The following is a 25,390-nucleotide window of genomic DNA, read 5'->3' on the forward strand; positions in this document are numbered from 1 at the left end:
TTAGACAACTTAGGCAGAGACCGCGCCCGAACGCGAGACCTTTAGGGTGAACATCCGGGGAGGTTCGGTGACCGAGACACGTAGTGGATATGCCGCCTGGCGTCTCATCGCGGAGGAACTCCGCGTCGACGTCACCGACGGTCGGATCCCCGTGGGCGGACGGCTCCCGACCGAAGCCGAACTCGCCGAACGCTTCTCGGTCAACCGGCACACCGTGCGCAGGGCGGTCGCCGCGCTGGCGGCGGAAGGGCTGGTCACCGCGCGACGGGGCAGTGGCACGTTCGTCGCGTCGCACGCGCTGCTCACGCACCGGATCGGCACGCGGACACGCCTGACCGAGTCCCTCGGTAGCCGGTCCGGCGACGTCGCGGGGCGGCTGCTCGGCACCGCGGTCGAGGCGCCGCCGCCGGACGTCGCAGCAGCACTGCAACTGCGCGGAAGCGACGCGTTGCGCCTCGAGGCCGTGCGTACGGTGTCGGGGCGGCCGGTCAGTCGTGGCACTCACTGGCTCGATCTGGACCGGGCGCCCGACCTCGGGAAGCATTTCCGGCGCACCGGGTCGATCACGTCGTCGCTGCGTGCCAGTGGTATCGAGGACTACGTCCGCGTTTCGACCACGATCGGCGCTCGCCACGCTACAGCTGACGAGCTGGCCGATCTGGAGCTTTCACCGGGCGCGGTGGTGCTCGTTTCCCGCGCCCTGGGCGCGTTGCCGGGCGGTGAACCGTTGCTCTACGGCCTCACCCGTTTCCCCGCCCACCTTGTCGAGCTAGACGTCGATCACCGACAGTTCTAGCCCGCTCCCCCGCGCCCAAGCAGCGCGCCCGAGAAGCGCCGCGATCAGCGCAGCTTGGATCGGTCGGTCGGCTCGAGGCGCAACTCGTGGGGCGGTGCGAGCAGATGCTCGGCGAGGAGCGCCGCCGCTGCGGCCCGGCCCTGCTCGGCCGCCGCGTGATCGGTCCAGCGCGCGAACCGCACCAGAACGTTCTCGCCCTCGCGCACGGGTAGCGCCGGGAAGTTGTTCGGCGCCGGCTCGGTGCGCAGCAGCGCGATGCGCTCGCCGTCTTTCAGAAGCGGCTCGACGTCGGCCTCGAACAGGCGCAGGAGCTCCGGCGTCACCGCCAGCGCGAGCGAATACACAGTGGCCGTCACCAGGCCGTGCGAGTCAGGGCGGGCGGAGGGGCCGCTGCCCGCGCCCTTGGCGGACGGATCATCGCGCGTCTCGCGGAACTCCGCGGGGAAGCCCGAGGCGGGGCTTGCGGGGCTGAGGAGTAGGACGTCGTCCGAGTCGATCATCGTCGCGTTCGCCGCGTCCCGGTACGCAGCCCAGACCGGCCCACCGTAGAACGCCCGAAGGCCCTGCGCCCGGGCGGCCATGTCGGCGAACCCACGCACCCACACGAACCGGTCCGGACCGTCCAGATCCCGGAACTGCCCAACGACCTCCATCCCGACGTCTTCCTGCGTCTCGATGAACTCCGCGTCGAACAGATCGATCAGCTCGTCCCGCCGACCGGGAAACAATGTGTACTGCCGCAGTTCGTAAACCTGGTTCACCAAGGCTCCCCAACTAGTAGAGCGCTCTGTATAGTCCAGCACGTGAAGCGCCCGCAACCGTCCGCCCGCGATCGCCTGGTGACCTCCACCGTGACGCTGCTCAGCCGCCAGGGCTACGAGGCGACCGGCGTCAAACAGATCACTGTCGAGGCCTCCGCCCCGATGGGCTCGTTCTACTTCCACTTCCCCGGCGGCAAGGAGGAACTGGCCCTCGCCGCGCTGCGCCAGGGCGCGGACGGCGTCGACATGCTGTTGCGGGAGACGCTGAGCGCGGCGACGAGCCCGGAGGAGTCCCTCGCCGACTGCGCCCTGGCGCTGGCCGACGTGCTCAAGCGGTCGGACTGGCTCGACGGCTGCCCGGTCGCGGCCACCGCCCTGGAGTCCATCGGCCGCTCCCCCACCCTGCGCGAGGCCGCCGCGGACGCGTTCGAACGATGGGTGACCACGATCGGCGACCACCTGCGCACGATCGGAGTCGCCGACCGGCAGACCAGACCACTGGCGACCACCGCGCTCGCCCTCCTCGAAGGCGCCGAGATGATCGCCCGGGTCCGCGCCGACCCCGAGCCGCTGCACGACGCCGCCGCCAGCCTGCGGGTCCTCGCCCGCGACGCCCTGCGGTAACTACCGAATGCGCGGTCCATGCCGCACCTGTGCGGCATGGATCGTCCACTCAGGCCATGTCAAACTGCGGGACGTGGACAGCGCCGAGGCGGTCGATCTGCGCCAGCGGATCAGAGCGATCACCACGGGCGTGATCCTGCTCGCCCGGGTCGGAACGCTGGTCATGGTGGTGCTCAGCATCGCGTCGGTGAGCCGGATGGACGGGTTCACGAACACACCGTTGGCCGCCGGCGCCTACCTGACGGTCGCGGCGTGGAACGTCGTGTTCCTGCCGGTCGTCGCCTGGCGCGAGCGGATTCCCCGCGCGGTGCTGGCCGGGGACGTCGTGGTCACCGCGACGGCCGCGGCCGCCCTGCCGTGGGCCCTGACCGGGGAGGCCTTCGCCACCGTGGCGGTCCCGGACTTCGAACCGGTCGCTGTCTCCACCGGGGTCGCGGTCGGCTTGGCCACCGCATCCTGGCGGGCCACGATCGCCGGGTGTCTGGCGCTGGCGGCCGGGTACGCCGTCGCCGACGCCGCGTCGCCCGACTACCCCGATCTGGCGTCCACGGCCAACATCATCGGCTGGCAGGCCGTCACCGCCGTCTGCTGCTGCCTGTTCATCCGGCGGCTGTGGGCGGTCGCCGACGCGGTGGACGTCGCCACCGAACAGGTGATCACCGCGCGGGAACGGGTAGCCGCCCGGCGCAGCCAGGACGAGGAGCGCATGCGCCACTTCCACGAGCAGGTGCGTCGGCACCGCGCCCTGCACGACGGGCCGCTGCGCCTGCTGACCGCGATCGCCGGCCAGGGCCCGGCCGCCCACCCCGACACCCGGGTCCGGCGTCAGGCCGCGATCAGCGCGAACGTGCTGCGCGGAGTCACGCCCGACGACCCCGACGGCACCCTCACCGAGCTCTCGCTCGCGCTGATCGAGGCCGGCAACGACAGCGCCACCCAGGGATTACGGGTGGAGTACCACTTCGCCAACCTGCCCGACACGCTGCCCACCGAGGTGCTGCACGCGTTCCGGCACGCGACCGGCGAGGCTCTCGCGAACGTCGCCCGGCACGCCGGCAGCAGCCGGGTACGGCTCACCGCGCTCGCGGAGCGCGGAACCACGTCCACCGTGACCGTGGCGGTCGTCGACCAGGGCAAGGGCTTCGACCCCGAGACGACCGAGCTCGGCTACGGCATCCAGCAGTCGATCACCGCCCGGATGACGGAGGTCGGCGGCGCGGCCGGCGTAGACAGCCACCCCGGTGAGGGCACGCGTGTCGACCTGCGGTGGCCGGCATGATCCGGGTCGCGATCGTCGACAACGACAAGCTGGTGCCCGCCGGTCTGCGTGCGCTGCTCGCCGAGGCCGGTGACATCGAGGTCGTGCACGCCGCCACCACGGTCAGCGCCCACCTCGCGGGCTCACCCCCGGCCGACGTCGTCCTGCTGGACCTCCGCCTCGAGGACGGCACCGAGGCGGCCGTGAACGTGGCGAGGTTGCGCCGCCACGGCGTCCGCGTGCTGGTGATCTCGGTGCACGGGGAGCGACGCCACGTCCGGGCCACCGTGCGCGCCGGAGCGAGCGGTTACCTCGTCAAGGACGACGACGCCGCCAAGCTCGCCGACGCCATCCGCAGCGTCCACAACGGGCAATCGGCACTGACCGCCGAGCTGATGAGCATCATCAACGACGACCCACCGGAACTGTCCCCGCAGGAAGCCCGCGCGCTCTACCTCTACGGCACCGGGAGCACGCTGGCCGCCACGGCCCGCCGCATGGGCGTCACGATCCCGACCGTCCGCTCGTACCTGACCCGCATCCGCGCCAAGTGGGCCGCTGTCGACGAACCGGTCGACGACATCCGCACGCTGCTCGACGAGTACCGGCCGCATCGCGGGTCCGACGATTGAGGGGCGCCGGTCCTCGGCCACGTCGAGGGCAGGCGTCACGCTCCGCTGAGCAGTCCCGGGGTCAGGTTCGCGACCTGCTGGAAGATCACCGACGTGCGGAAGCCGGTGACCTCGCGGCGCTTGGCGAGCTTGTCGGTGAGGAAGGCGTGCAGGCTGTCGAGGTCCTGCACGCCGACGTGCAGCAGGAAGTCGTCGCCACCGGCGAGCACGAACACGTTGAGCACCTCGGGCATCGTCGACGCCGCAGCCTTGAACGCGTCGATGACGGCGCGGCTCAGCGGGCGGACCTGCACCGACACCATCGCCTGGACGCTCCGGTTGAGCGCGGCGGGGTCGATGTCGGCGTGGTAACCCCGGATCACGCCGCGACGGACGAGGGCCCGCACCCGCTCGAGACACGTCGACGGCGCGATCCCGGCCATTCGGGCCAGCTCACGGTTCGACAACCGTGCATCTGCCTGGAGAAGCGCCACGATCTGCGCATCAAGTTCGTCCATCAGCCCATGATCCCGGACGAATGGCTGACGTCGACCGGGTGGCGAGAAGTGCACCCACGGCCAGCGTCACCGGAACGAGCACGAGGAAACCGCAGAAGGCCAGCACCACAGCGGTGAACCCCAGCCCGGCGGCGGCGCTGAACCAGAGCACCGAGCGCCCGGGCAGCAGACGCAGGGCAGCGGCCATTCCGGCGAAGGAGACGGCGGCGAGGCACGCCGAGGTGACGCGCATGAGGCTGTCGAGGTCGATCGCGAGCACGGTGGTGACCACGACGACAATCACGCAGAGGACCAGCTGAACCGTAAGGCTGCGTCGAGGAACGGTGTCACTCTTCGCCAGTGCGCGTGGTAGCCCTCCGTCGCGGCCGAGCGCCGCGCCCAGACGGGCCGCACCGGCGATGTACGTGTTGACCGCGATGAAGCTGAGGAACACGGCAGCCACGGCGGTGACGCTCCGCCCGACCGGCCCGAACGCCGCCTCCAGGAGCAGGCTCAGCGGCACCGACGTGCTTCCGGCCTGGTCACCGAGAACGCCGATCGTCACGCTGGCGATCGACAGGTACAGCACCGAGACGAGCACCAGCGTCAGCGCGGTCGCGCGCGGCAGGTGGCGGCGCGGATCGCGGAACTCGCCGGAGAGGTGGCTGGCCGCTTCCCAGCCGGAGAACGCGAAGAACAGCACGGTGGCGGCCGATCCGATCGCCGGCCAGCCGTGCGGGGCGAACGGCGTGAAGTTGGCCGGCCGAGCGTCCGGTGCCGCGGCGATCACGGTGACGAGCAGCAGCACGGCTAACACCGCGACCATCGCCAGTTGCATCCGCCCGGAGACGTGCAGCCCGACGTAGTTCGCGCCGAACGCGGCGCCCAGGATCGCCAGCGCGATCCCCAGCGCCACGCCCCGACCGGCACCGAGCGCCGCCGCGACGTACTCCCCACCCACCAACCCACCGGCCAGCACTCCGACCGGCACCGCGAAGTAGAACCACCACCCGACCGGCACGGCGAACCGCGGCCCGAACGCCCGGGTGACGAACGTGGCGACCCCACCACCGTCGGGATGCCGCGCGCCGAGCGCCGCGAACGTGGCGGCCACCGGCACGCTGAACGCCAGCAGCACGACCCACGCCACGACCGACGCCGGGCCCGCCGCCTTGGCCGCCAGCGCCGGGAGCACCATCACCCCGGGCCCGAGCACCGCCCCGACGAACAGGGCGGTGCCTTCCGCCACACCCAGCTGATGCTTCCCGTTGTTACTGGTCACGGCGGGAAAAGCTAGCCGCGCGAACGGTTGGGATCCACCGCTGCCGAACGTCGTTCGAAATTCTCCGTCCGACGCCGGTCGCCACCGAATCTCGTTCGGCAACGGGCCCTACTTCGCGATCAGACGCGCCTCTTCGATGAGGGCCGCGCGGAGGGCGGCAGCCGGGCCGGTCACCGCGCCGATGCGGGCGAGCCCCATCGAGCGACCCGTCCAGTCCGGGTCGTCCACCTCGAGACAGACGACGCCCGCGGGCAGGGCCGCCGCGACGAGACGCGGAACCGTCGTGACGCCGAGACCGGCGGCCACGAAGCCGAACCGCGCCGACCAGTCACCGAGCTCCGCAACCACCCGCGGCTGCGACAGCGTCGGCCAGGCGCCGAACTGCGGTTCGCCGCGCGCGCCCCGCCCGGCGATCCAGCCCTCGTCAGCGAGGTCGGCGACCGGCACCCGTTCCGCGCTGGCCAGCCGGTGCCGGCGACCGACGGCGAGCATCAGCGCACCCGCGGGCAACGGCTCCACCTCGATCCCGGTCAGGTCCCAGCCGGGCAGCCCCTCCCCCGACGCCAGGATCGCCAGGTCCAGCCGGCCCGCCCGCAGCCGCCGGATCTGCACCGGCGTCGACGATTCCAGGAAGTCGACGTCGACCGAGGGGTGTTCGGCGCGGACCCGGGCGATCGTGCGGGGCACCAGCCGCAGCGCGGTGGCCGGGAAGCCGCCGAGCGCGACCCGGCCTCCGAGCGGCGCCGGAAGGTCCTCGAGCTCGCGGTGCGCGGCGTCGTACTGGTCGAGGATCACCGCCGCCCGGGCGGCCAGCCGGGTCCCCGCCTCGGTCGGCTCGACACCACGCGGGCCGCGCTCGAACAGCCGCGTACCGGCTGCGGACTCCAGCGTGGCGATTTGCTTGGACAGCGCCGACTGCGTGAACCCCAGCCGCTCCGACGCCGCGGTGAGCGACCCGGTCTCGATCACCGCCCGCAACGCCCGCAGCAGTTGCGGATGAACGTCCAGACCCATGCCAGCTGAGAATACCTGTGTTGACCAACAGTCGCTGGTGGCATGCCGCGTTCCGACGCAGGCTGGGGCCATGAGCAAAACCTGGTTCATCACCGGCACGTCCACCGGCTTCGGCCGCCTCTGGACGGAGGCCGCCCTGGAGCGCGGCGACCGCGTGGTCGCCACCGCACGCACCACCGACTCGTTGAAAGACCTGACCGACCGCTTCGGCGACGCCGTTCTGCCCCTGGAGCTCGACGTCACCGACCGCGAGGGCGTCTTCGCGGCCGTCGACCGCGCGGTGCAGCGCTTCGGGCGCATCGACGTCGTCGTCAACAACGCCGGCTACGGCCACTTCGGCATGGTCGAGGAACTCACCGAGCGCGAGCTGCGCCAGCAGCTGGAGACGAACTTCTTCGGCGCGGTCTGGGTCACCCAGGCCGTGCTGCCCGTTCTGCGCCGGCAGGGCAGCGGGCACATCCTGCAGGTGACCAGCGAGGGTGGCGTCCGCGCCTACCCCGGCATCGGCGCGTACCACGCCTCCAAGTGGGCCCTCGAAGGCATCACGGAGTCCCTGGCCCAGGAGGTCGCGGGCTTCGGCATCCACGTCACCTGCGTCGAGCCGGGCCCGTACCGGACCGACTGGCTCGACCGCGGCTCCCGCCACAGCGCTCAGCACCCGGACTACGCCCAGACCCACGTCGACACGGCCGCGGAGTTCGAGATCGGTGAGGCGGCCGCCACGAAGCCGGCGGTCCTCGCGCTCGTCGACGCCGAGAACCCGCCGCGTCGGCTGATCCTCGGCCGCCTCTTCCCGACCATCGAAGCGACCTACCAGGAGCGCCTGCAGACCTGGCGCGACTGGCAGGACGTGTCGGTCGCCGCGTTCGGCACCCAGGTCAACTGAACAGCAGCCGCTCGATCCCGTCGACCGGGTCGTGCTCGCTGTAGACCTTCGCGAGCTGCCGCACGTTCTCGCGGATCTCGCCGTCGCCGAGCAGCGCCCGCACCGCTTCCGCGACGGCTCCCGGCGTCGGGGTGGCAGTACCGAGGTTGACGCCGAGCCCGTGATAGGCGACCCGGGCGGCGTTGGCCGGCTTGTCCTCCGTCTCGCCGGCCACCACGACCGGCACCCCGGCAGCGAGCGCCTGGTGCACCCCGCCGGAGCCGCCGTTGGTGACGAGCACGTCGGCACGCGGCAGCAGCCGATCGAACGGGACGAACGCCTCCACCCGAGCGTTGTCCGGCGTCGGGATCGAGAGCGCCTTGGGTCCGCCCAGCGCCGCGACGACCGTGACGTCGAGCCCGGCCAGACCGGTCAGCGCCGGCTCGATCAGCTGCCCGAGGTCGTGGTTGGCCAGCGTGCCCTGGGTGACGACCACGACCGGGCGTCGCCCGTCCAGCTCCTGCCACCAGGCGGGCGGCTCCCAACCGTCCGTCTGCAGGGCGGGGAGGAGGCCGACCAGGTGCACGGTCTCCGGCAGGTCGCTCCGGTGGAACTCGAACCCCGGCACGGTCAGCGCCGCTGTCGCGTCCGGCGCGAGGATGATCGTGTCGGTGAACGCCGAGTCCGGCACGGCGTCCGCGCCCATCTCGCGCAAGACGTCCTCCAGCCGCTCCCTCGACGGCGCGAGCGCGGCCGCGAACTCGGCGTTCGCGGCGCGGTTCGCCGCGCGCTGATCGTCGCCGGGGCCGACGGGTACCGGCCCCATGAACGACGTGTCGTCGCTGCTCAGCGGGAGCGGAACCACGCTGACGCCGACCCACCGGCGCGGGCGCAGGCCGGGCGCGCCGCACGCGACCGGCAGCGCACCGAGGAACAGCACGTTGGCGATGAGGTGCTGGTCCGGATCGGCGGCGAGCAAGTCCTGCAGAGCCTCGTGCTCGGCCGGCATCGGATTGATGAAGCTGGAGATCCAGTCGAAGTTCAGCTGAACCGGCCCGGGCGGGAGACCCTCCCGACCCGCCACGAGGTCCGCGACGTCGTAGTCGGCGGCCCCGCGGAGCGACGCGAACGTCAGGCCCGCCTCCTCGGCCGCAGCGCGGAATCCGCTGCCCGCCAGCATCGTCACCTGGTGCCCGCGCCCCGCCAAAGCCTTCGCGAGCTGGAGCAGGGGCAACGTCTCACCCGGAATCGGTGGCGCCGCGACGATGATTTTCATGTGTTCCTCCCGTGTGTGCACAGAGGACACATCACCCGAACTAGTTCAACGTTTGATCGACGGCCGCTCAACACGCTGCGTAGTGTGGGTGCGTGTCGTCAGCGAACGAGCGGAAACGCCTGCGTTTCTCGGCCCTGGGACCGTTACGCCTGTGGCACGACGGCCGGGAACTGCCCGTCGGATCGCCGCAGCAGCAGGCGCTGCTCGCCGCGTTGGTACTGCGCGAAGGCCGTCCGGCGACGCCCGACGAGTTGATCCGAGCGATCTGGGACGACGATCCACCCCGGGCCGCACTGGGTACCGCCCGCACGTACATCTCGCGCTTGCGGCGCCTCCTCACGGACACCGGCGCGGCGATCGTCACCGTCGGTGAGACCTATGTGCTCACCGGCGACCACTTGTCCGCCGACGTCTGGGACCTGCGCGCCGCACTGGACCGCGCTCAGGCGTTGCTCCGTGCCGGCGACCCCGTTGCCGCCGCGGCCGCACTCGACGCCGTGCTCGCGGAGGAATCCGGTGTGCCGCTGTCCGGCATCTCCGGCGCCTGGGCGGAGGCGCAGCGCACCCGTCTCACCGAGCTTCGCGCCTCCGCCGCCGAAGTACGACTGAGCGCCCGGCTGGAGAGCACGGATCCGACCCCCGAGGACGTCGCGGAGCTGACCCGGATGGTGGCGGGCCATCCGCTGCGCGAAGGCCCCCGCGCGCTGCTCATGCTCGCGCTGTACCGACGTGGACGACGGGCCGAGGCCCTCGACGTCTACCGCGACGGGCACCGGTTGCTCCGCGACGCACTCGGCCTCGATCCGGGCCCGGCGCTGAGCGACATGCACGGACGCATCCTGCGCGGAGACGTGCCGACCGTCACGGCGGCTCGGCCTGCCGCCCTCCTCCCGCCGGACCTCGCGGACTTCGTCGGGCGCCGGACGGAGGTCGACGCGCTCGTGGCGGCGCTGGAAGGCAGGGCGAGGCTCGCGGGTGTGTACGGCCTGGCCGGCATCGGCCGGACGGCCACCGCGGTGCACACCGCTCGCCGCATCGCCGCCGCGTTCCCGGCGGGGGTCCTGTACTCCGATCTTCGCGACGCGGGCGGCATCGACGGCGTGTTGCTGGAGTGGCTGAAGCTGCTCGGCGCGGACCACGACGTCCCCGCTACCCGTGGCGGGCGCGCCGCCGCGCTCGGTGCGCTGACCGCCGGCCGTGAGTTGCTCCTCGTGCTGGACAACGTGGACGACGCCGCTCAGATCGACCTGGTGCGGCGCGTCGCCCCCGATGCCGCACTGCTGGTCACGGCGGACCGACAACTCGTCGCCACGGCCGCCCTGACGTGGGTCCGGCTGGGTGGTCTGTCCGATCCGGACAGCGTGGACCTGTTCGCCAGCGTGGCCGGCGCGGCGCGTGCCGCCGCGGAGCCCGAGGCGGTCCGCCGCATCGTCGAGCTGTGCGGTGGCTATCCGATCGGGATCCGCATGGCCGCGCATCGGGTCCGGACCCGCCCCCGCTGGAGCATCGCGGAGGTGGCCGAACAGTTGGCCGGGGACATGGACGACCCCTACGGCGAGGTCCACCACGACTGTGTCGTGGCCACCGCCGCGATCATGCGCGCTTATGGGCAACTCGAGCCGTTCGCAGCCCGCGTTCTGCGGCTCGTCGGCGTCCTGCCCGCAGAACAGGTGTCTGCCCACGACGTTGCCGTTCGGCTCGACGTGCCCGCGCACCGGGCGTTTTTCACGCTGGACACGCTCGCCGACGTCGCGCTGCTGGTCGAGGCCGGTGACGGCTACCGACCCACGAATCCACTGATCCGCTCGGTCGCCAAACGCGCCGCGGCGGTACCGCAGTACCACTAGATGACGGCACCGCGGGTGGATGGGGGCGCCGGTCCGCGTCCCTAGCGTCGAAGCCATGATCAAAGGAATCGCCGCGGTGTTCGCCGCCGTGCTGTTCTTCTTCGTCGCCCTGCTGGTCACCGCACAGACGACGGGGAACGCGCTGCTGGCGTACGCCGTGGCCACCCTCGTTGCGGTCGGGTGCGCGACCGGCTTGAAGAGACGGCGAATCGCAGCCGCCCGCCTCGCGGTTTCGCTCTCGCTGGTGGCGGGACTGTCCTGGGCCTGGTTCGGGGCGTCCGCGACCTACACGCCGTTGCCCGACTCGCCGGCCGTCCGGTACTGGGATCTGCCGACCGGTTCCCGGATCGCCTACGTCCGCACCGCCGACACCGTGACGCACAGCGAACCGGTGGTGCTCGTCCACGGCGGTCCCGGAGCCCCGACCAGCAGCAGGAACGAGTTCGCCGAGCGCCTCGCCGACGCCGGCTTCGCCGTCTACAACTACCAGCAGGTCGGCGCGGGCCAGTCGAGCCGACTCGATCCGAGCGAATACACGGTTGCCCGGCACGTCGCCGACCTCGAAGCCATCCGGCTGGAGCTGGGCGTCCCGAAGATGGTGCTGATCGGCTCGTCGTGGGGTGGGCAGCTCCTCGCCCACTACCTCGCCGCGCACCCGGACAACGTCGCGAAGGCGGTCGTCGCGAGTCCCGGAGCCATGTCGAGCAACTCTTTCGGCGACGGCAGCCTGACACCGAACGGCAACGCAGACCAGCGCCGGAAGCTCGCCGCACACACCCGCTTCGCGGCGACGTTCTTCCTGGGCCAGGTGGGCGGATCGCGGGCGGCCAGGACGTTGATCTCCGACCGCACGGCGGACGGGCTCTACCAACAGTTCGTGCGCAGCCTCGACCTGAGCGCCGGCTGCCGGAATGCCCGCACGATCGAACGGCCCGTCGACGCCACCGCCGGCTACAGCCTGTGGGTCAACATCGCGACCGTCAGCTCTGCGTCGAAGGCCGCCGACCCCCGACCGGCGTTGCGCCGCAATCAGACGCCCGTGCTGGTTCTGCGGGCCGAGTGCGACTACCTCCGCTGGGAGATCACCCGCGAGTACCGCGACACGTTCCCGCGAGCGACGATGCTGACGATCGACGGCGCCGGACACTCCGTTCTCGCCGACGAGCCGGCCGAAACCGCCGCGGCCACCGTCGCCTTTCTGACCGGAGGGGCCTTACCGGCCGCGCCGTACACCGCCGCCGAGCAGCCTTGGCATTAGACGAGGCCGTGGCGATGCGCCCAGATGACGGCGTGCACTCGGTCCCGTGCGTCGAGTTTGGCGAGGATCCGCCCCACGTACGTCTTCACCGTCGACTCGGAGAGGAAGAGCTTCTCGGCGATCTCGGGGTTGGAGAGCCCGCGGCCGATGGCCACCAGGACCTCGCGTTCCCGGTCGGTCAGCGCGTCCAGCACCCGGGCGTCCGGTGGCGGGGCGGCGGGCCCGGCGCGGTAGTGCTCGAGCAGCGTCCGGGTGATGCGCGGCGAGACCACCGCCTCGCCGGCCGCCACCGTGTGGACCGCCGCCACCAGCTCCGCCGAGCGCGCGTCCTTGAGCAGGAAGCCGCTCGCCCCGGCGCGCAGCGCGTTGAAGGCGTACTCGTCGAGGTTGAACGTGGTGAGGATGAGCACCCGCGTCTCCGCGCAGTGCTCCACGATCTCGCGGGTCGCCTCGATGCCGTCCAGCACCGGCATCCGGACGTCCATCACCACCACGTCCGGCCGGTGCAGGCGGGCGAGTTCGACTCCGGCGCGGCCGTCGTCGGCCTCGCCGACGACCCGGAGCTCGGGTTCCCGGCTGAGGACCATCGCCATCCCCTCGCGTACCAGGGCCTGGTCGTCCACGAGGAGCACTGACGTCTCATCCATCGGTTTCCTTGGCGTGCTGGGGCAGGGTGACCTGGACGGCCCATCCGTGCGGAGAGCGAGGCCCCGCGTCGACGGTACCGCCGTACAGCAGCAGTCTCTCCGCCAAGCCGTTCAGCCCCTGCTGGGAGCCCACCGACGGCGCCGGCCCGACGCTGCGCCCGTCGTCGGTGACCGCGATGAGGATCGGATCGTCGCGGTAGTCGATGTCGACGAGCACCCGTTGCGGATCCTCGGCGTAGCGCAGCGCGTTGGTCAGAGACTCCTGCACGGCGCGGAAAATCGCGTTCCGCAGGCTCGGTGACGCAGGCTCCTCCCCCTGGCTGCGGACGTCGACCGGCAGCCCGGCGGCCCGGAACGTGGCGACGAGTGCGTCCAGGTCCTGGGACGGCTGCTCATCGGGCGGGTCCTCGCGGAGCACCCCCAGCAACCGGCGCATGTCGGTCATCGCGTCCCGGCCGATGTCGGCGATCCGCTCGGACGCCGAGGTCGCCCGGCGGGGGTCGCTGTCCGTCACCGCCGCGGCGCCGTCGGCGAGCCGCACCATCACGGTCAGGCTGTGCGCCACGATGTCGTGCAGGTCAGCGGCGATACGCGTGCGCTCGCGTGCCGCCGCCAGCTGGCCCTCCTGCTCCTTCTCCCGCGCCAGTTGAGCCGTGCGGTCCAGCAGGGCCTGCAGGTAGCTGCGCCGGATCCGGGCGTTCGCACCCGGCAGCACCGCGATCACCGCGATCGCCACCAGCCCGATCACGGTGCCGCGTAAGTCGTCCGGGCTGCCCGCTGCCAGCAGGACGATCGTGGCAAGAACAGCGCCGAGCACGGCGTCGCGCGTGGACCGGTAGGCGGCGAGGGCGTAGAGCGCGCAGGCCAGCGCGACGCCGATGAAATGGTCACTCATCACGGCGCCGCCCACCGTCACCGCCAGCAGCGTCCACCAGGGCCGGGACCGACGCAGCAGCATCGTGACCGAGACGGTCAGGTTGACCGCCAACCACGCGCCGTCGACGGGTTGGGGCACCGTGATGCCGTCTCCGGTGTCGAAACTCCACACGGCGCAGAGCAGGACCAGCGACGCGTCGACCAGCCTCGGATGGCGCGCCCAGAAAGCGCGCACCGCACCCACCGGCTTCGGCAGACGCGGTGACTCGATAGCTTCGCCCACGCTCAGGCATCCTTGCGCACCCGTAATTGAGTGGACGGCGAAACCCCCGGCTTGTACCTTGACGTCGACCGTGACACCGCCCGAGGAGGTGAGACCCATGAACCTAGCGACGTGGGTGCTCCCCGACCCGTCACGGGCTGGCGACTGACGTAGGTGTCGCCGGGAGCGCCTCGAGCACTCCCGAAAGGCAACACCACATGTTCGACGTCATCATTGCCGGCTGCGGTCCGACGGGCGCCATGCTGGCCGCCGAGTTGCGGCTGCACGACGTGCGCGTCCTCGTCCTGGAAGCCGAGACCGAGCCCGCCGCGTTCGTCCGCATCGTCGGCCTGCACATCCGCAGCCTGGAGCTGCTCGCGATGCGCGGCCTGCTGGACCGCGTTCGCGAACACGCACGACAGCGCCCCGCGGGCGGGTTCTTCGCCGCCATCGACAAACCCGCGCCGACCGGTCTGGACTCCCCGTACGCCTATCTGCTCGGCATCCCGCAGCCGGTGCTCGTCCGCCTGCTCGAGGAACACGCGATCGCCCTGGGGACGGAGGTCCGGCGCGGGTCCGCGGTGGCCGCGTTCGCACAGGACGACGACGGGGTCACCGTTGAACTGGCCGACGGCGAGCAGTTGCGCGCGCGGTATTTCGTCGGGTGTGACGGGGCGCGCAGCACGGTGCGCAGACTGCTCGGCGTCGGCTTCCCCGGCGAGCCCTCGCGGAATGACACGCTGATGGGCGAGATGGAAGCGGCGCTGCCGCGCGACGAGGTCACGGCCACCGTCGCCACGCTACGGGAGACCGACCGGCGGTTCATGTTCCTGCCGTTCGGCGAGCGGAGCTACCGGGTCATCATCCCCGCGGCGGGGGTCGGCGACCGGGCCGTACCGCCCACCCTCGAGGACTTCGCCGCACAGTTGCGCGCTCTCGCCGGAACCGACTTCGGCGTGCACTCCCCGCGCTGGCTGTCACGCTTCGGCGACGCCACCCGGCTGGTCGACAGCTACCGCGTCGGCCGGGTGCTGCTGGCCGGCGACGCCGCGCACATCCATCCTCCGCTCGGCGGGCAGGGCCTCAACCTGGGGATCCAGGACGCGATCAACCTGGGCTGGAAACTGGCCGCGCAGGTTCGCGGCTGGGCGCCGGACACGCTGCTCGACACGTACCAGGCCGAACGTCATCCGGTCGCCGCGGACGTGCTGGACAACACCCGGGCCCAGACGGAGCTGTCGGCGACCGGGCCGGGCCCGCAGGCCGTGCGCAGACTGTTCAGCGAATTGATGGACATCAACGCGGTGAACCGCCACCTGATCGAGAAGATCGCGGCCGTCAGCATCCGGTACGACTTCGGCGACGGTCCTGACCTGCTCGGTCGGCGCTTGCCGGACGTCGATCTGAAAGAGGGGAACCTGTACGGGCGGCTGCACCGCGGCCGTGGCCTGGTGCTCGACCGGACGGAGCGGCTGTCGGTCGGCGACTGGTCGGACCGGGTCGACCACCTCGCGGACTCCACGGTGGCCCTGGATGTCCCGGCCCTCCTGCTCCGTCCCGACGGCCACGTCGCCTGGCTCGGTGACGACCAGCACGCCCTGAACGGCCAGCTCTCCCGCTGGTTCGGTGCTGGTCGCCGCAGCGCTTAGCGGTCGCCGACGAAGCGGTCCAGGACACCCGCGACCGTGCCGACGACCCGGGCTCCGGGCAGCTGGTACGGGAACTGGGCCGCGACGTCGTCGGCCAGGCGGAACCCGAGGCCGGGTCCGCTCGGCACGGCGAGCGAGCCGTCCCGGATCGCCTCGATCCCGAACTGCTCGCTCGCCCCGAGCGCGTCCCATGCGGGGGCCAGGAAGAACGGGTACTCGAGAAGGCTGATCGTGCGCACCGACGCCGCGAGGGCCAGGTTCGCCGCGAGCGCAACCGGTCCGGCACAGGTGTGCGGCACGACCCGGGCACCGTAGTACGTCGCGAGACCGGCCATGGCCCGCGCCTCGGCGATCCCACCGGACGTCGAGGCGTCGGGCTGCAGCACCGAGACGCCGTCCTCCGCGAGTGCGGCCAACGCGTCCTCACGCCCGTACAGGTGCTCGCCGTACGCGATCGGCACCGCCGACTTCGCCGAGAGCGCGGCGATGGCGGCCCGGTTTGCCTGGGGAATCGGCTCCTCGAACCAGCGAATGTTCAGGTCACCCAGCCGCTCGGCCACCTGCATCGCGGTGGCCAGCGTGAACGTGTCACTGCCGTCGATCATCAGCTCCAGGTCGTCCGGGAGCAGTCCCCGCAGCTCGGTCAGCGTGCGCAGGTCCTTCTGCCACTCCGGACCGACCCGGACCTTCGCGTACCGCACTCCGCGCTCGAGGAGCGGGGCGAGCAGATCCGCGTGGAACTGCGCCGGCCCCTCGTCCAGGAACGTCGACGACGCGTAGATGTTGACGCGGTCGCGGACCTGCCCGAGCTGCTCGCTCACCGACCGTCCGGCGGCCTGCGCGACGAGGTCCCAGAGCGCGATCTCGATCGAACTGAGCGCCTGACCCGCGACGCCGTGGTCACCGAGCCGACGCCGGGTCGACAGGCGCAGGCGCTCGACCACCGGCTCGACAGCGACCAGGTCGTGCCCGACGAGCATCGGCGCGAACGCCTGGGTGATGATCTCGCCGATCACACCCGCGTAGGTGGCGCCGTAACTGTCACAGGCCTCGCCGTACCCGACCAGTCCGTTGTCCGTCTCGATCCGCACGAACGAGAGGGACATCGGCTCACGTGCCGACTTCAGCGTCACCGGAATCGGCGAGACATCCGTGATCTTCATGAAAGCCGATACTCGGCCGTCCGCATCGCGTAAGTCAAGACGCCATCTCGAATTATGACGGCTCGCGGCGCATCGGGATCATGATCGGACGGCTGCCCTGCCGGAACTCCGGGCCGACCCGCACGAAACCGTGCTGCTCGCACAGCGTCACGCCGCGTCGGGAGACCGCCTCGACCGTCGCCACCCGGTCCAGCCGCGCGAGGTGGTGGGCCAGCAACGCCGAGCCCAGCCCCACCCCGCGTCGATCCGGGACGACCGCCAGGAACCGCAGGTAGTCCTCGTCGTCACCGGAATGGGTGGCGAGCAGGAACTCCTCCATCTGCCGAAGCCGGGCGGCAGCGGTCCCGACGCCGGTCAGGTACTTCGCGAACGGCTCCGGCGGGAACGCCGGACGCCCGGCGAACCACACGGCCGCGCCGAGCACCTCGCCGTCCTCCGTAACGACGTCCACCTGGCCGCCCGGCGTCGACCAGGCCTGCTCCACGGCCAGCCGGCAACTCGCCGCCAACGCCTCGGCGCGCATCGCGGCCTGCGGAAACACCCAGCGGTAGACGTCCAGCTCTGCGCAGGACGCGGTGACCAGCTCGGTCACCCGCTCCGCGAGCAGCGGCGACGCCGGGGTGACGATCTGCTCGGCGAGTGTCATGGGCGGCCTCCTCGGTGCTCCCGATCAGCCAACCACTTATCAGAAGTTGCCGCGACGCTCCTGTTCGCGCTCGATCGCCTCGAACAGCGCCTTGAAGTTGCCCTTGCCGAAGCCGAGCGAGCCGTGCCGCTCGATCAGCTCGAAGAACACCGTCGGCCGGTCACCAGTGGGCTTCGTGAAGATCTGCAGCAGGTAGCCGTCCTCGTCCCGGTCGACGAGGATCCCGCGCTTCTGCAGCTCCTCGATCGGCGCCCGCACCTGCCCGATCCGCGCCCGCAGTTCCGGCTCCTCGTAGTACGAGTCCGGCGTCGTCAGGAACTCGACGCCCTGCGCGCGCATGGCGTCCACAGTGGTGAGGATGTCGTTGGTGGCCAGCGCGACGTGCTGGGCGCCCGGCCCGCCGTAGAACTCCAGGTACTCGTCGATCTGGGACTTCTTCTTGCCGACGGCCGGCTCGTTGAGCGGGAACTTCACCCGGTGGTTGCCGTTGGCCACGACCTTGCTCATCAGCGCCGAGTAGTCGGTGGCGATGTCGTCGCCGATGAACTCGGCCATGTTCGTGAAGCCCATGATCCGGTTGTAGAAGTCCACCCACCGGTCCATCGCGCCGAGTTCGACGTTGCCGACGACGTGGTCGACGGCCTGGAACATGCGCTTCGCCGGGCGCCCCAGGGTCGAGGTGCGCGCCACGTATCCGGGCAGGTAGGGACCGTCGTAGCGGGAGCGGTCGACCAGCGTGTGGCGGGTGTCGCCGTAGGCGGCGATCGCGGCGATCCGCACCGTGCCGTGCTCGTCGCTCACGTCGTGCGGCTCCTCGAGCACCGTGGCGCCCTCGGCACGCGCGTGGTCGATGCAGCGGTCCACATCGGGCACGGTGAGCGCGATGTCGACGATGCCGTCGCCGTGCGCGCGGTGGTGGTCGGCCAGCGGGCTCGCCGGGTCGTAGGCGCCCTTGATGACGAACCGTGCGCCGCCGGACCGCAGCACGTAGGCGTGGTGGTCGCGGTTGCCGTTCTCCGGACCGGAGTACGCGACCAGCTCCATACCGAACGCCGTCTGAAGGTAGTGCGCGGTCTGCAGGGCGTTGCCCACCGACCAGACCAGGGCGTCCCAGCCGGACACCGGGAAGGGGTCGGCGGACGCGTCGTACTCGACCAGTCCTACGAGCTGCTGTTCCAGGGTCATGCCGATATTGCAGACCGGCGGCGCCGAGGTGGGCAAGCAGTGCACGTTTGACTGCACCAGCTGGTCATCTGGGGCAGTAAAGTGCCAGTGCAACTGCTCAAACTGCAAAGGCCATAGATGGACGCTCTGGATCTCGCACTCCTCCGCGCGGTGAACGAGAACACCCGCGCCGGAGTCCTGGAACTCGCGCGGGTGACCGGCGTCGCCAGGGCCACCGTGGCCGCGCGACTGCAACGCCTCGAGGACGCGGGCGTCATCACCGGCTTCGGACCCTACGTCGACGTCGCCGCGGCCGGATTCGCCGTGCAGGCCTTCGTGACGCTGGAGATCGCCCAGGGCGCGATCGAGGCGGTGCGCGCCCACCTCGTCGCGATCCCCGGCGTCCTCGAGGCGTATGCGACCACCGGAACCGGCGACGTCCTGTGCCGCATCGCCGCGACGTCGCACGACGCGTTGCAGCAGACCCTGGTGCAGCTCAACAAGTCGACGCTCGTCGCCCGCTCGACGAGCGTCGTCATCCTTTCGCAGTTGGTGCCGTGGCGGACGCTTCCGCTGCTGGCCACCGAGGCGGACGCCGGTGCGGGACGGTCAGCGATGGACCCCACCCGCTAGCTCGGCCACGTACGGGTGGACCCGCGGCATCACGGCCCCCGAGAACCGGCCGACGGCCGCGCGGAGCTCGGTGCCCGGCCAGTCGGCGGGCATCAGCGGCGCCGGGAGCCGCGGCTCGCGCAGCGTCTCCACCAGGACGGGCATCACCGTCTCGGCGTAGGCCCGGAGCGCCTCCCCGGGGTCGTCCGGGACGGCGTCGGTCGCGTCCAGCCGCGTCAGGTGGCTCCGGTAGGAGCGCGCGAGGCCCGGCAGGTCCCAGGCGATCGACGCCGCTTCGGCCGCGTCCTCGACGCTCAGCGCGAGCCGCGCCGGCCAGACCCGCGCCGAACCCGGCCGCTCGGCGAGCACACCGTCGAGCCGGTCGCCGAGCTCGGACATGGAGATCAGCACCCCGGGCTGCAGAACGCCGTACCCGGCGAGCACCGCGGCCCGCCGCATCGCGTCCCGAAACGCGCGGTGCTCCTCGGGCACCTGGTACATCACCGCGGCGAACGAGCCGGGCCACTCGACCGGCCCCGATTGGTCGCTCGAGCGGATCCGCTCGAAGCCCCGGGCGAGATCACCGGCGAGGCGGTAGTCGACGGTCCGGCCGTGCCGCTCGCTGACCAGTTGTCCGGCCCGGGTCAGCCGGGCCAGCAGCGCACGGGCGGCATCGTCGGAGACGCCCAGATCACCGAGCAACCGCCGGAGCCCGACGCCCGGCAGCGTCGGGCTACCGGCGAGCCCGAACAGGAACGGCACCAGCCCGACCGACCGCCCACGGCTCGTTCGATCGGTGATAACGTCGTTCACGGTCGTATCCTACAGCGTCACCTATGGAGGCCCGACGTGGTCGACACTCCCCCCGCCGGCCGGCCCGCGAGCACGCAGTCCGCGGTCCAGTCGTGGTTGATCCCGATCGTCGCCAACATCGTGCTGCCGATCGTGACGTACTTCGTCCTCACCGGTGCGGGCGTGGGTGAGGTTCCGGCGCTGCTGCTGTCGGGCATCTGGCCCGCTGCCGAGCTGGCCTGGACCCTGCACCGGCAGCGTCACGTGGACGAGTTCAGCGTGTTCGTGCTTCTCGGCCTGGTCGCCGGGATCGCCACCACGGTGTTCTCCGACGACGCGCGGGCGGTGTTCCTCAAGGACTCGATCACGAACGGCGTGGTCGGGCTGGCGTTCCTCGTCACGCTGTTCGTCGGCAAGCCGCTGACGTTCTACTTCGGCAGGCGCTTCGCCACCGACGGCTCCAAGGTGCAGCGGGACTGGTGGGACGGGCTGTGGGTGCACCCGAACTTCCGGAGCGTCCAGCGGCTGCTCACCATCGTCTGGGGCGCCACGCTGCTCGGCGAAGCGGTGATCCGGGCGGTGCTCACCTGGAGCCTGGGCACCGGCCCGATGGTCGTCGTCAACAACGTCGTGCCGTACGTCGTGATCGCGGCCCTGGTCTTCGTCAGCATCACCGTGGGGCGCCGGTCGCAGGCCGCCGCCCAGCGGCGCGGCGCGGCCGGCGCCCTCCCGCCGGCCGCGGCCACCAGCTGACGGTCCCTCAACGGGGTGCCGGCACCTCCAACCCGGCGGCGCCGAGCACCTCGTCGGCCTCCACTTCGCGCACCGTGAGGTGGGCCTCGCGTGCCCGGGGCAGAGCCCAGGCGACCAGGGCGGCGGCCAGCGCCGCGAGCACCGCGCCGACCACGAACGTGGTGACGAACTGCGTCTCCCGCGGCAGCGGCACCGGCCCGGAGATCGGGTTGCGGGTCATCATCGTGACGACGAACGCGGTGCCCAGCGACATGCCGACCGACCGGGCGATCGAGTTCACGCTGTTGGCGATGCCGGTCTCGGCGGGCTCGACGTGCGCGACGAGCAGCGCGGGCAGGGCCGCGTACCCGAACGTGACCGCTGTGTTGACCACCAGGGCGCCGACGATGACCTCCCACGTGGTCGAGTGCAGCACCGCGAGCATGGCGAAGCCGACGCCGGCCAGCACCGCCGCGATCACCAGCGTCGCCTTCGCACCGAAGCGGGAGACGAGCCGACCGCCGAGCGGCGCGGAGATCACGCCGCTGGCCGTGCCCGGCAGCAGGTAGACCAGGCTGGCGGCGAGCACGGAGGCACCGAAACCGTAACCGGCGACGCCGTGCGGCGTCTGCACCAGCGCGGAGACGGCCAGGAACACGGCGAACATCGAGAAACCGAGGAACAGGCCGACGGTGTTGGCCACCACGATCGGGCGGTGGCTGAGCATCCGCGGGCTGACCAGCGGGTGGGTGATCCGCCGCTCGAGCAGGACGAATCCCACCAGGACGACGACCGCGGCGGCCAGGCAGCCGAGCACCCGGGCCGAACCCCAGCCCCAGCCGTTGCCCTCCTCCAGCGGCAGGATCAGCAGGACGAGGCCCAGGCCGAGCAGCGCGGCACCGGCCCAATCGAGGCTGCCGGTGGCGGCACCGGCGCGCCGGGGAAGCTGCCACACACCGATCAGACCGATCGCCGTCAGCGCGGCGGCCAGCCAGAACAGCTCGTGGTAGTCACCGCCGTCGCGCATCAACAAGCCGGTGACCACCAGGCCGAATCCGGCGCCGACCGAGAGCATGCCGCTGACGAGGGCCATCGCGCCGGTCAGTCGCCGCGGCGGGAGTTCTTCGCGGAGCATGCCGATGGCCAGCGGGAAGAGCCCGAAGCTGGCCGCCTGGGCGACCCGCCCGGCGAGGAGCAGCGGAAGGCTGGACGTGGTGGCGGCGAGCACCGAGCCGACCAGCACCACGGCCAGGACCCCGAGCATCACCGGGCGGCGGCCGTACAGGTCGCCGAGCCGGCCGAGCATCGGGGTCAGGACGGCGGCGGCGAGCAGGTTGGCGGTCACGACCCAGCTGGCCGCGCTGGTCGAGACGCCCAGGTCGGCCTGGATATCGGCGACGACCGGGACGACGAGGGTCTGCAGCGCCGAGACGAGGAGCACCACGTAGCAGGCGACGGGTAACGCAAGGCGCGTTCTCATGGACATGACCCGAACGTAGACGCGTCGCCGATAATTCTCAACACCATGTCGAAAAACAACGACGTGGCGTCGATCGCTGTTAAGGTCGAGTCATGCCCCCGATCAAGAGCCGCCGCGCCCCGACGAAAGGCGACCAGCGGGAGCAGGCCCTGATCGATGCCGCGCGGACCGTCTTCCGCGACAAACCGATCAGCCAGGTGACGATCGACGAGCTGGCCGGGGCCGCCGGCATCGCACGGTCGGGTTTCTACTTCTACTTCGAGTCCAAGCAGGCCCTGCTCGCAGCGCTCGTCGACCAGCGGATCGCCGAGGCCGATCTGGAGATGGCCGAGTGGCTCGCCGCCGACGGGCTCGGCCGGGACGAGCTGCGCCGGGGCTTGGCCGCGGGGCTGGCGCGCTGGAAGACCGACGGGCGCTGGCTGCGCGAAGCGTTCGTCACGCCCGACCCCGGTCCCGAGGTGATGCACGTCCGCGACCGGTTGGTCGACGAGGGCTGCACGCTGTTCAGCAAGCGCATCACGCGCGACGCGGAGGCCGGCCGAACGGTGTCCGGTCCGCCCGACCTGATCGCCAAGATGGCCGTCCATCTGCGCAGCGTGATGTTCGCCGATGTCTACGGCAATCCGGGCGCCTACGACGAGGACGAACTGCTCGACACCCTCGCCGACGCGGTCCTGCGCCTCGTCTACGGCACCACCCCCTGAGTAACGGTCTGATCAGGGCGGACACCGACCTTCAGGAATGACGGTCCGTCCACGTCTGCGCGTGGTAGTACAGACTCCGCAGCGTCGCGACCCTCAACAGAGGGCATGCCGCATTTCGACACATTCCTTTCAAGGTCTGACGCTTTCGTCCGGCAGAATCGAGGGGCGCATGGCATCAACAGGTCGGAAGAGAACCGCGGCCGCGGAATACACCGAGGACGACCGACACGAGGACTCCAAGACCCTGCACGGGATGGGCTACGCCCAGGAGCTCGAGCGACGAATGAGCAAGTTCTCGAACTTCGCCATCTCGTTCTCGATCATCTGCATCCTCTCCGGTGGCATCAACTCGTTAGGCCAGGCCACCTCCGGCGCCGGTGGCGCCGCGATCGGCATCGGCTGGCCGATCGGCGTGCTCATCTCGGGTGTCTTCGCTCTGGGCCTGGCCCAGATCTCCTCCGCGTACCCGACCGCCGGCGGGCTCTACCACTGGGGCTCGATCCTCGGTAACCGGTTCACCGGTTGGCTGTCGGCGTGGCTGAACCTGCTCGGCCTGGTCACCGTCCTGGGCGCGATCAACATCGGCACGTTCTACTTCGTGTTCGGCGCGTTCGGCGAGCGGCTCGGCCTCGAGGACAACCTCACCACCCGGGTCGTCTTCATGGCGCTGATCACCGGCGCCCAGGCGCTGATCAACCACTTCGGTATCGGGCTGACCGCCAAGCTCACCGACCTGTCCGGCTACCTGATCTTCGCCACGGCGATCGCGCTGACGATCGCCTGCCTGGTCGCCGCGAAGGACATCGACGTCTCCCGGCTGTGGACGTTCCACGACTACACCGGCGGCGAGGGCTCCGACGCCGTGTGGCCGAAGACCGTCGGCATCGGCATGGCGTTCCTGCTCGGCCTGCTGCTGCCCGTCTACACGATCACCGGTTACGACGCCTCCGCGCACACGTCCGAGGAGACGGTGAAGGCCGCCCGCAACGTGCCGTCGGGCATGGTGTCGTCGGTGCTGTGGTCCGGGCTGGCCGGCTGGGTCATGCTCTCGGCGTTCGTGCTGATGATCCCCAACATGGACCAGGCGGCCCAGCAGGGCTGGAACGTCTTCTTCTGGGCCATGGACGAGCGGATGAACCACGCCGTCCGCGACATCCTCTACGTCCTGATCTTCGTCTGCCAGTTCCTGTGCGGTCTGGCGACGGTCACCAGCGTCTCGCGGATGCTGTTCGCGTTCTCCCGCGACGGCGGCATCCCCGGGGTGTCCAAGGCCCTGGCCCGGGTCAGCCCCAAGCGGCGCGTGCCGATCGGGTCGATCTGGGTCGCCGGCACGCTGGCCACGCTGTTCGTCTGGTTCACCTCGTCGATCACGATCGCGGGCACGCCGGCGTACTCGATCGTCGTCTCCTGCACGGTGATCTTCCTGTTCCTCTCGTTCACGGTTCCGATCGCGCTCGGCCTGGTCGCCATCGGTGGACCGAAGTGGCCGCACATGGGTCCCTGGAACATGGGGATTCTGCAGTTCAAGGTGATTGCGGTGCTGTCGATCGTCGCCATGGCGCTGTTGATCTTCATCGGTGTGCAGCCGCCGAACGACTACGCGCTGGAGATCACCATCGGGTTCATCGTGCTGGCGCTGGTCATCTGGTTCGCCGTCGAGCGACGCCGGTTCCAGGGCCCGCCGACCGGTGACATCATCGCGGCGCGCGAGAGCGCCATCCGGGCCGCCGAGGAAGCGGTGGGTGAGAAGTCGTGACCCGTTTCGCGGACCGCGTCGCGCTGGTCTCCGGTGGGGCCAGCGGTGCCGGCGCGGCCGCGGTCCGGCTCCTGGCGCAGCAGGGCGCCTCGGTGATCGTGGTCGATCGCCAGGAGGAACTCGGGCGTGCGTTGGCGACGGAGGTGGGCGGGTTCTTCGCCCACGCCGACGTCAGCAAGCCTTCCGAGGTGCACGCGGCGGTGGCCGAGGGGACCGCCGCTCTCGGGACGCCGACTCTGCTGTTCAACCACGCCGGCACGATCGTCGTGAAGCCGTTCCTGGAGACCACCCAGGAGGATTACGACTTCCTGATGGACGTCAACGTCCGCTCGATGTTCGTGATGACGCAGGCGGTGCTGCCCGGCATGCTTGCCGCGGGCGGTGGTGCGATCGTGTGCACGTCGTCGATCTCGGCGGTCGCGGCGACGCCGGCCGAGGTGCTGTACGACGTCACCAAGGGCGCGGTGCACCAGTTCGCCCGCGCGATCGCCGTCGAGTACCGGGACCAGGGCATCCGCTGCAACGCGGTCTGCCCCGGTTTCATCGAGACTCCGCACGGCCGGCGCGAGGTCGAACTGCTCACCAAGTACGGCGTGGACGTGTCCCCCGAGGCCATCGCCGCTGCGCAGGGGCGGATGTGCACCCCGGAGGAGGTCGCCACGGCGACGCTCTTCCTGCTCAGCAACGAGGCATCGTTCGTCAACGGCACCCAGCTGTTCGTCGACAACGCGTTCACCGCTGTGTGACGCCTGGGCCTTGCGGGCAACGCCCGCAAGGCCCGCGGTCCAGCGACTCCGAATCGGAGCACGCCGTGACCG

At 71.0% G+C, this 25,390-nt stretch carries 25 protein-coding genes; 13 read left to right on the forward strand and 12 right to left on the reverse strand.

Annotated elements, in window-relative coordinates; all coding sequences use genetic code 11:
• The first annotated feature begins 67 nt into the window (after positions 1-67).
• Positions 68-796 (forward strand): phosphonate metabolism transcriptional regulator PhnF, encoded by a 729-nt coding sequence (gene phnF / locus ACGFY5_RS14275; RefSeq protein ID WP_392720039.1) that lies wholly within the window; start codon positions 68-70, stop codon positions 794-796.
• A gap of 44 nt (positions 797-840) precedes the next feature.
• Here the strand turns inward: phnF and ACGFY5_RS14280 are convergent, their stop codons facing one another.
• On the reverse strand, positions 841-1,557 hold the full coding sequence (locus ACGFY5_RS14280) for an NIPSNAP family protein (protein WP_392720040.1): 717 nt from the start codon (positions 1,555-1,557) through the stop codon (positions 841-843).
• Positions 1,558-1,599: 42 nt separating this feature from the next.
• Here ACGFY5_RS14280 and ACGFY5_RS14285 point away from each other — a divergent pair, with 42 nt between their 5' ends.
• From ACGFY5_RS14285 to ACGFY5_RS14295, 3 genes are all read left to right on the forward strand, one after another.
• Positions 1,600-2,181, forward strand: a complete 582-nt coding sequence (locus ACGFY5_RS14285) for a TetR/AcrR family transcriptional regulator (RefSeq protein WP_392720041.1) — start codon at positions 1,600-1,602, stop codon at positions 2,179-2,181.
• Between the two features lie 73 nt (positions 2,182-2,254).
• A complete protein-coding gene (locus ACGFY5_RS14290; protein ID WP_392720042.1) occupies positions 2,255-3,460 on the forward strand; it encodes a sensor histidine kinase in 1,206 nt (401 codons plus the stop codon).
• Complete coding sequence (locus ACGFY5_RS14295) at positions 3,457-4,071, forward strand: response regulator (RefSeq protein WP_392720043.1); 615 nt, start codon at positions 3,457-3,459, stop codon at positions 4,069-4,071. Before ACGFY5_RS14290 ends, ACGFY5_RS14295 begins: the two co-directional genes overlap by 4 nt.
• 35 nt (positions 4,072-4,106) lie before the next feature.
• On the opposite strand, the gene ACGFY5_RS14300 is transcribed toward ACGFY5_RS14295, so the two are convergent.
• From ACGFY5_RS14300 to ACGFY5_RS14310, 3 genes are all read right to left on the reverse strand, one after another.
• Positions 4,107-4,568: an Lrp/AsnC family transcriptional regulator gene (locus ACGFY5_RS14300; protein ID WP_392720044.1), complete on the reverse strand. Its 462-nt coding sequence runs from the start codon at positions 4,566-4,568 to the stop codon at positions 4,107-4,109.
• Positions 4,555-5,829 carry an APC family permease gene (locus ACGFY5_RS14305; protein ID WP_392720045.1) on the reverse strand — a complete coding sequence of 425 codons (1,275 nt, stop codon included), beginning with the start codon at positions 5,827-5,829 and terminating at the stop codon, positions 4,555-4,557. Before ACGFY5_RS14305 ends, ACGFY5_RS14300 begins: the two co-directional genes overlap by 14 nt.
• A gap of 108 nt (positions 5,830-5,937) precedes the next feature.
• Entirely contained in the window at positions 5,938-6,843 is a 906-nt protein-coding gene (locus tag ACGFY5_RS14310; RefSeq protein WP_392720047.1) for a LysR family transcriptional regulator, read from the reverse strand.
• Between the two features lie 70 nt (positions 6,844-6,913).
• On the opposite strand from ACGFY5_RS14310, the gene ACGFY5_RS14315 reads away from it, so the two are divergent.
• Positions 6,914-7,729: an SDR family NAD(P)-dependent oxidoreductase gene (locus ACGFY5_RS14315; RefSeq protein WP_392720048.1), complete on the forward strand. Its 816-nt coding sequence runs from the start codon at positions 6,914-6,916 to the stop codon at positions 7,727-7,729.
• Here the strand turns inward: ACGFY5_RS14315 and ACGFY5_RS14320 are convergent.
• Positions 7,722-8,984: a glycosyltransferase gene (locus ACGFY5_RS14320; protein ID WP_392720049.1), complete on the reverse strand. Its 1,263-nt coding sequence runs from the start codon at positions 8,982-8,984 to the stop codon at positions 7,722-7,724. The genes ACGFY5_RS14315 and ACGFY5_RS14320 overlap by 8 nt on opposite strands.
• A 92-nt stretch (positions 8,985-9,076) precedes the next feature.
• Here ACGFY5_RS14320 and ACGFY5_RS14325 point away from each other — a divergent pair, with 92 nt between their 5' ends.
• On the forward strand, positions 9,077-10,831 hold the full coding sequence (locus ACGFY5_RS14325; protein WP_392720050.1) for a BTAD domain-containing putative transcriptional regulator: 1,755 nt from the start codon (positions 9,077-9,079) through the stop codon (positions 10,829-10,831).
• A gap of 55 nt (positions 10,832-10,886) precedes the next feature.
• Positions 10,887-12,089 (forward strand): alpha/beta fold hydrolase, encoded by a 1,203-nt coding sequence (locus ACGFY5_RS14330; RefSeq protein WP_392720051.1) that lies wholly within the window; start codon positions 10,887-10,889, stop codon positions 12,087-12,089.
• Here ACGFY5_RS14330 and ACGFY5_RS14335 read toward each other — a convergent pair.
• Together ACGFY5_RS14335 and ACGFY5_RS14340 are read right to left on the reverse strand one after the other, a co-directional pair.
• The gene (locus tag ACGFY5_RS14335; protein ID WP_392720052.1) at positions 12,086-12,736 is read right to left on the reverse strand and encodes a response regulator; all 651 of its coding nucleotides are present in this window, start codon (positions 12,734-12,736) and stop codon (positions 12,086-12,088) included. The two genes, ACGFY5_RS14330 and ACGFY5_RS14335, sit on opposite strands and share 4 nt — an antisense overlap.
• A complete protein-coding gene (locus tag ACGFY5_RS14340; protein WP_392720053.1) occupies positions 12,729-13,895 on the reverse strand; it encodes a sensor histidine kinase in 1,167 nt (388 codons plus the stop codon). The genes ACGFY5_RS14335 and ACGFY5_RS14340 overlap by 8 nt, the downstream gene beginning before the upstream one ends.
• A gap of 197 nt (positions 13,896-14,092) precedes the next feature.
• Between ACGFY5_RS14340 and ACGFY5_RS14345 the strand changes: the two genes are divergently transcribed.
• Entirely contained in the window at positions 14,093-15,523 is a 1,431-nt protein-coding gene (locus ACGFY5_RS14345; RefSeq protein ID WP_392720054.1) for an FAD-dependent monooxygenase, read from the forward strand.
• Here ACGFY5_RS14345 and ACGFY5_RS14350 read toward each other — a convergent pair.
• From ACGFY5_RS14350 to hppD, 3 genes are read right to left on the reverse strand one after another with little or no spacing between them, the layout of a single operon-like run.
• Positions 15,520-16,686: a mandelate racemase/muconate lactonizing enzyme family protein gene (locus ACGFY5_RS14350; RefSeq protein ID WP_392720055.1), complete on the reverse strand. Its 1,167-nt coding sequence runs from the start codon at positions 16,684-16,686 to the stop codon at positions 15,520-15,522. The genes ACGFY5_RS14345 and ACGFY5_RS14350 overlap by 4 nt on opposite strands.
• A gap of 52 nt (positions 16,687-16,738) precedes the next feature.
• Complete coding sequence (locus ACGFY5_RS14355; protein WP_392720056.1) at positions 16,739-17,332, reverse strand: GNAT family N-acetyltransferase; 594 nt, start codon at positions 17,330-17,332, stop codon at positions 16,739-16,741.
• Between the two features lie 39 nt (positions 17,333-17,371).
• A complete protein-coding gene (gene hppD / locus ACGFY5_RS14360) occupies positions 17,372-18,517 on the reverse strand; it encodes a 4-hydroxyphenylpyruvate dioxygenase (protein WP_392720057.1) in 1,146 nt (381 codons plus the stop codon).
• Positions 18,518-18,634: 117 nt separating this feature from the next.
• Between hppD and ACGFY5_RS14365 the strand changes: the two genes are divergently transcribed.
• Positions 18,635-19,129, forward strand: a complete 495-nt coding sequence (locus ACGFY5_RS14365) for an Lrp/AsnC family transcriptional regulator (protein ID WP_392720058.1) — start codon at positions 18,635-18,637, stop codon at positions 19,127-19,129.
• Here ACGFY5_RS14365 and ACGFY5_RS14370 read toward each other — a convergent pair.
• Positions 19,106-19,921, reverse strand: coding sequence for a PaaX family transcriptional regulator C-terminal domain-containing protein (locus ACGFY5_RS14370; protein ID WP_392720059.1), 816 nt, complete (start codon positions 19,919-19,921; stop codon positions 19,106-19,108). The two genes, ACGFY5_RS14365 and ACGFY5_RS14370, sit on opposite strands and share 24 nt — an antisense overlap.
• 36 nt (positions 19,922-19,957) lie before the next feature.
• Between ACGFY5_RS14370 and ACGFY5_RS14375 the strand changes: the two genes are divergently transcribed.
• Entirely contained in the window at positions 19,958-20,653 is a 696-nt protein-coding gene (locus ACGFY5_RS14375; protein WP_392720060.1) for a VC0807 family protein, read from the forward strand.
• Between the two features lie 7 nt (positions 20,654-20,660).
• On the opposite strand, the gene ACGFY5_RS14380 is transcribed toward ACGFY5_RS14375, so the two are convergent.
• Positions 20,661-22,118, reverse strand: a complete 1,458-nt coding sequence (locus ACGFY5_RS14380) for an MFS transporter (RefSeq protein ID WP_392720061.1) — start codon at positions 22,116-22,118, stop codon at positions 20,661-20,663.
• Between the two features lie 86 nt (positions 22,119-22,204).
• Between ACGFY5_RS14380 and ACGFY5_RS14385 the strand changes: the two genes are divergently transcribed.
• The 3 genes from ACGFY5_RS14385 (at position 22,205) to ACGFY5_RS14395 (ending at position 25,318) form a co-directional block, all read left to right on the forward strand.
• Positions 22,205-22,816: a TetR/AcrR family transcriptional regulator gene (locus tag ACGFY5_RS14385; protein ID WP_392720062.1), complete on the forward strand. Its 612-nt coding sequence runs from the start codon at positions 22,205-22,207 to the stop codon at positions 22,814-22,816.
• A gap of 169 nt (positions 22,817-22,985) precedes the next feature.
• Positions 22,986-24,572: an amino acid permease gene (locus ACGFY5_RS14390; protein WP_392720063.1), complete on the forward strand. Its 1,587-nt coding sequence runs from the start codon at positions 22,986-22,988 to the stop codon at positions 24,570-24,572.
• Complete coding sequence (locus ACGFY5_RS14395) at positions 24,569-25,318, forward strand: SDR family NAD(P)-dependent oxidoreductase (RefSeq protein ID WP_392720064.1); 750 nt, start codon at positions 24,569-24,571, stop codon at positions 25,316-25,318. The genes ACGFY5_RS14390 and ACGFY5_RS14395 overlap by 4 nt, the downstream gene beginning before the upstream one ends.
• The last annotated feature ends 72 nt before the right edge of the window (positions 25,319-25,390 follow it).

The sequence above is a fragment of the Cryptosporangium sp. NPDC048952 genome, from assembly GCF_043197895.1.
Taxonomy (GTDB): domain Bacteria; phylum Actinomycetota; class Actinomycetes; order Mycobacteriales; family Cryptosporangiaceae; genus Cryptosporangium.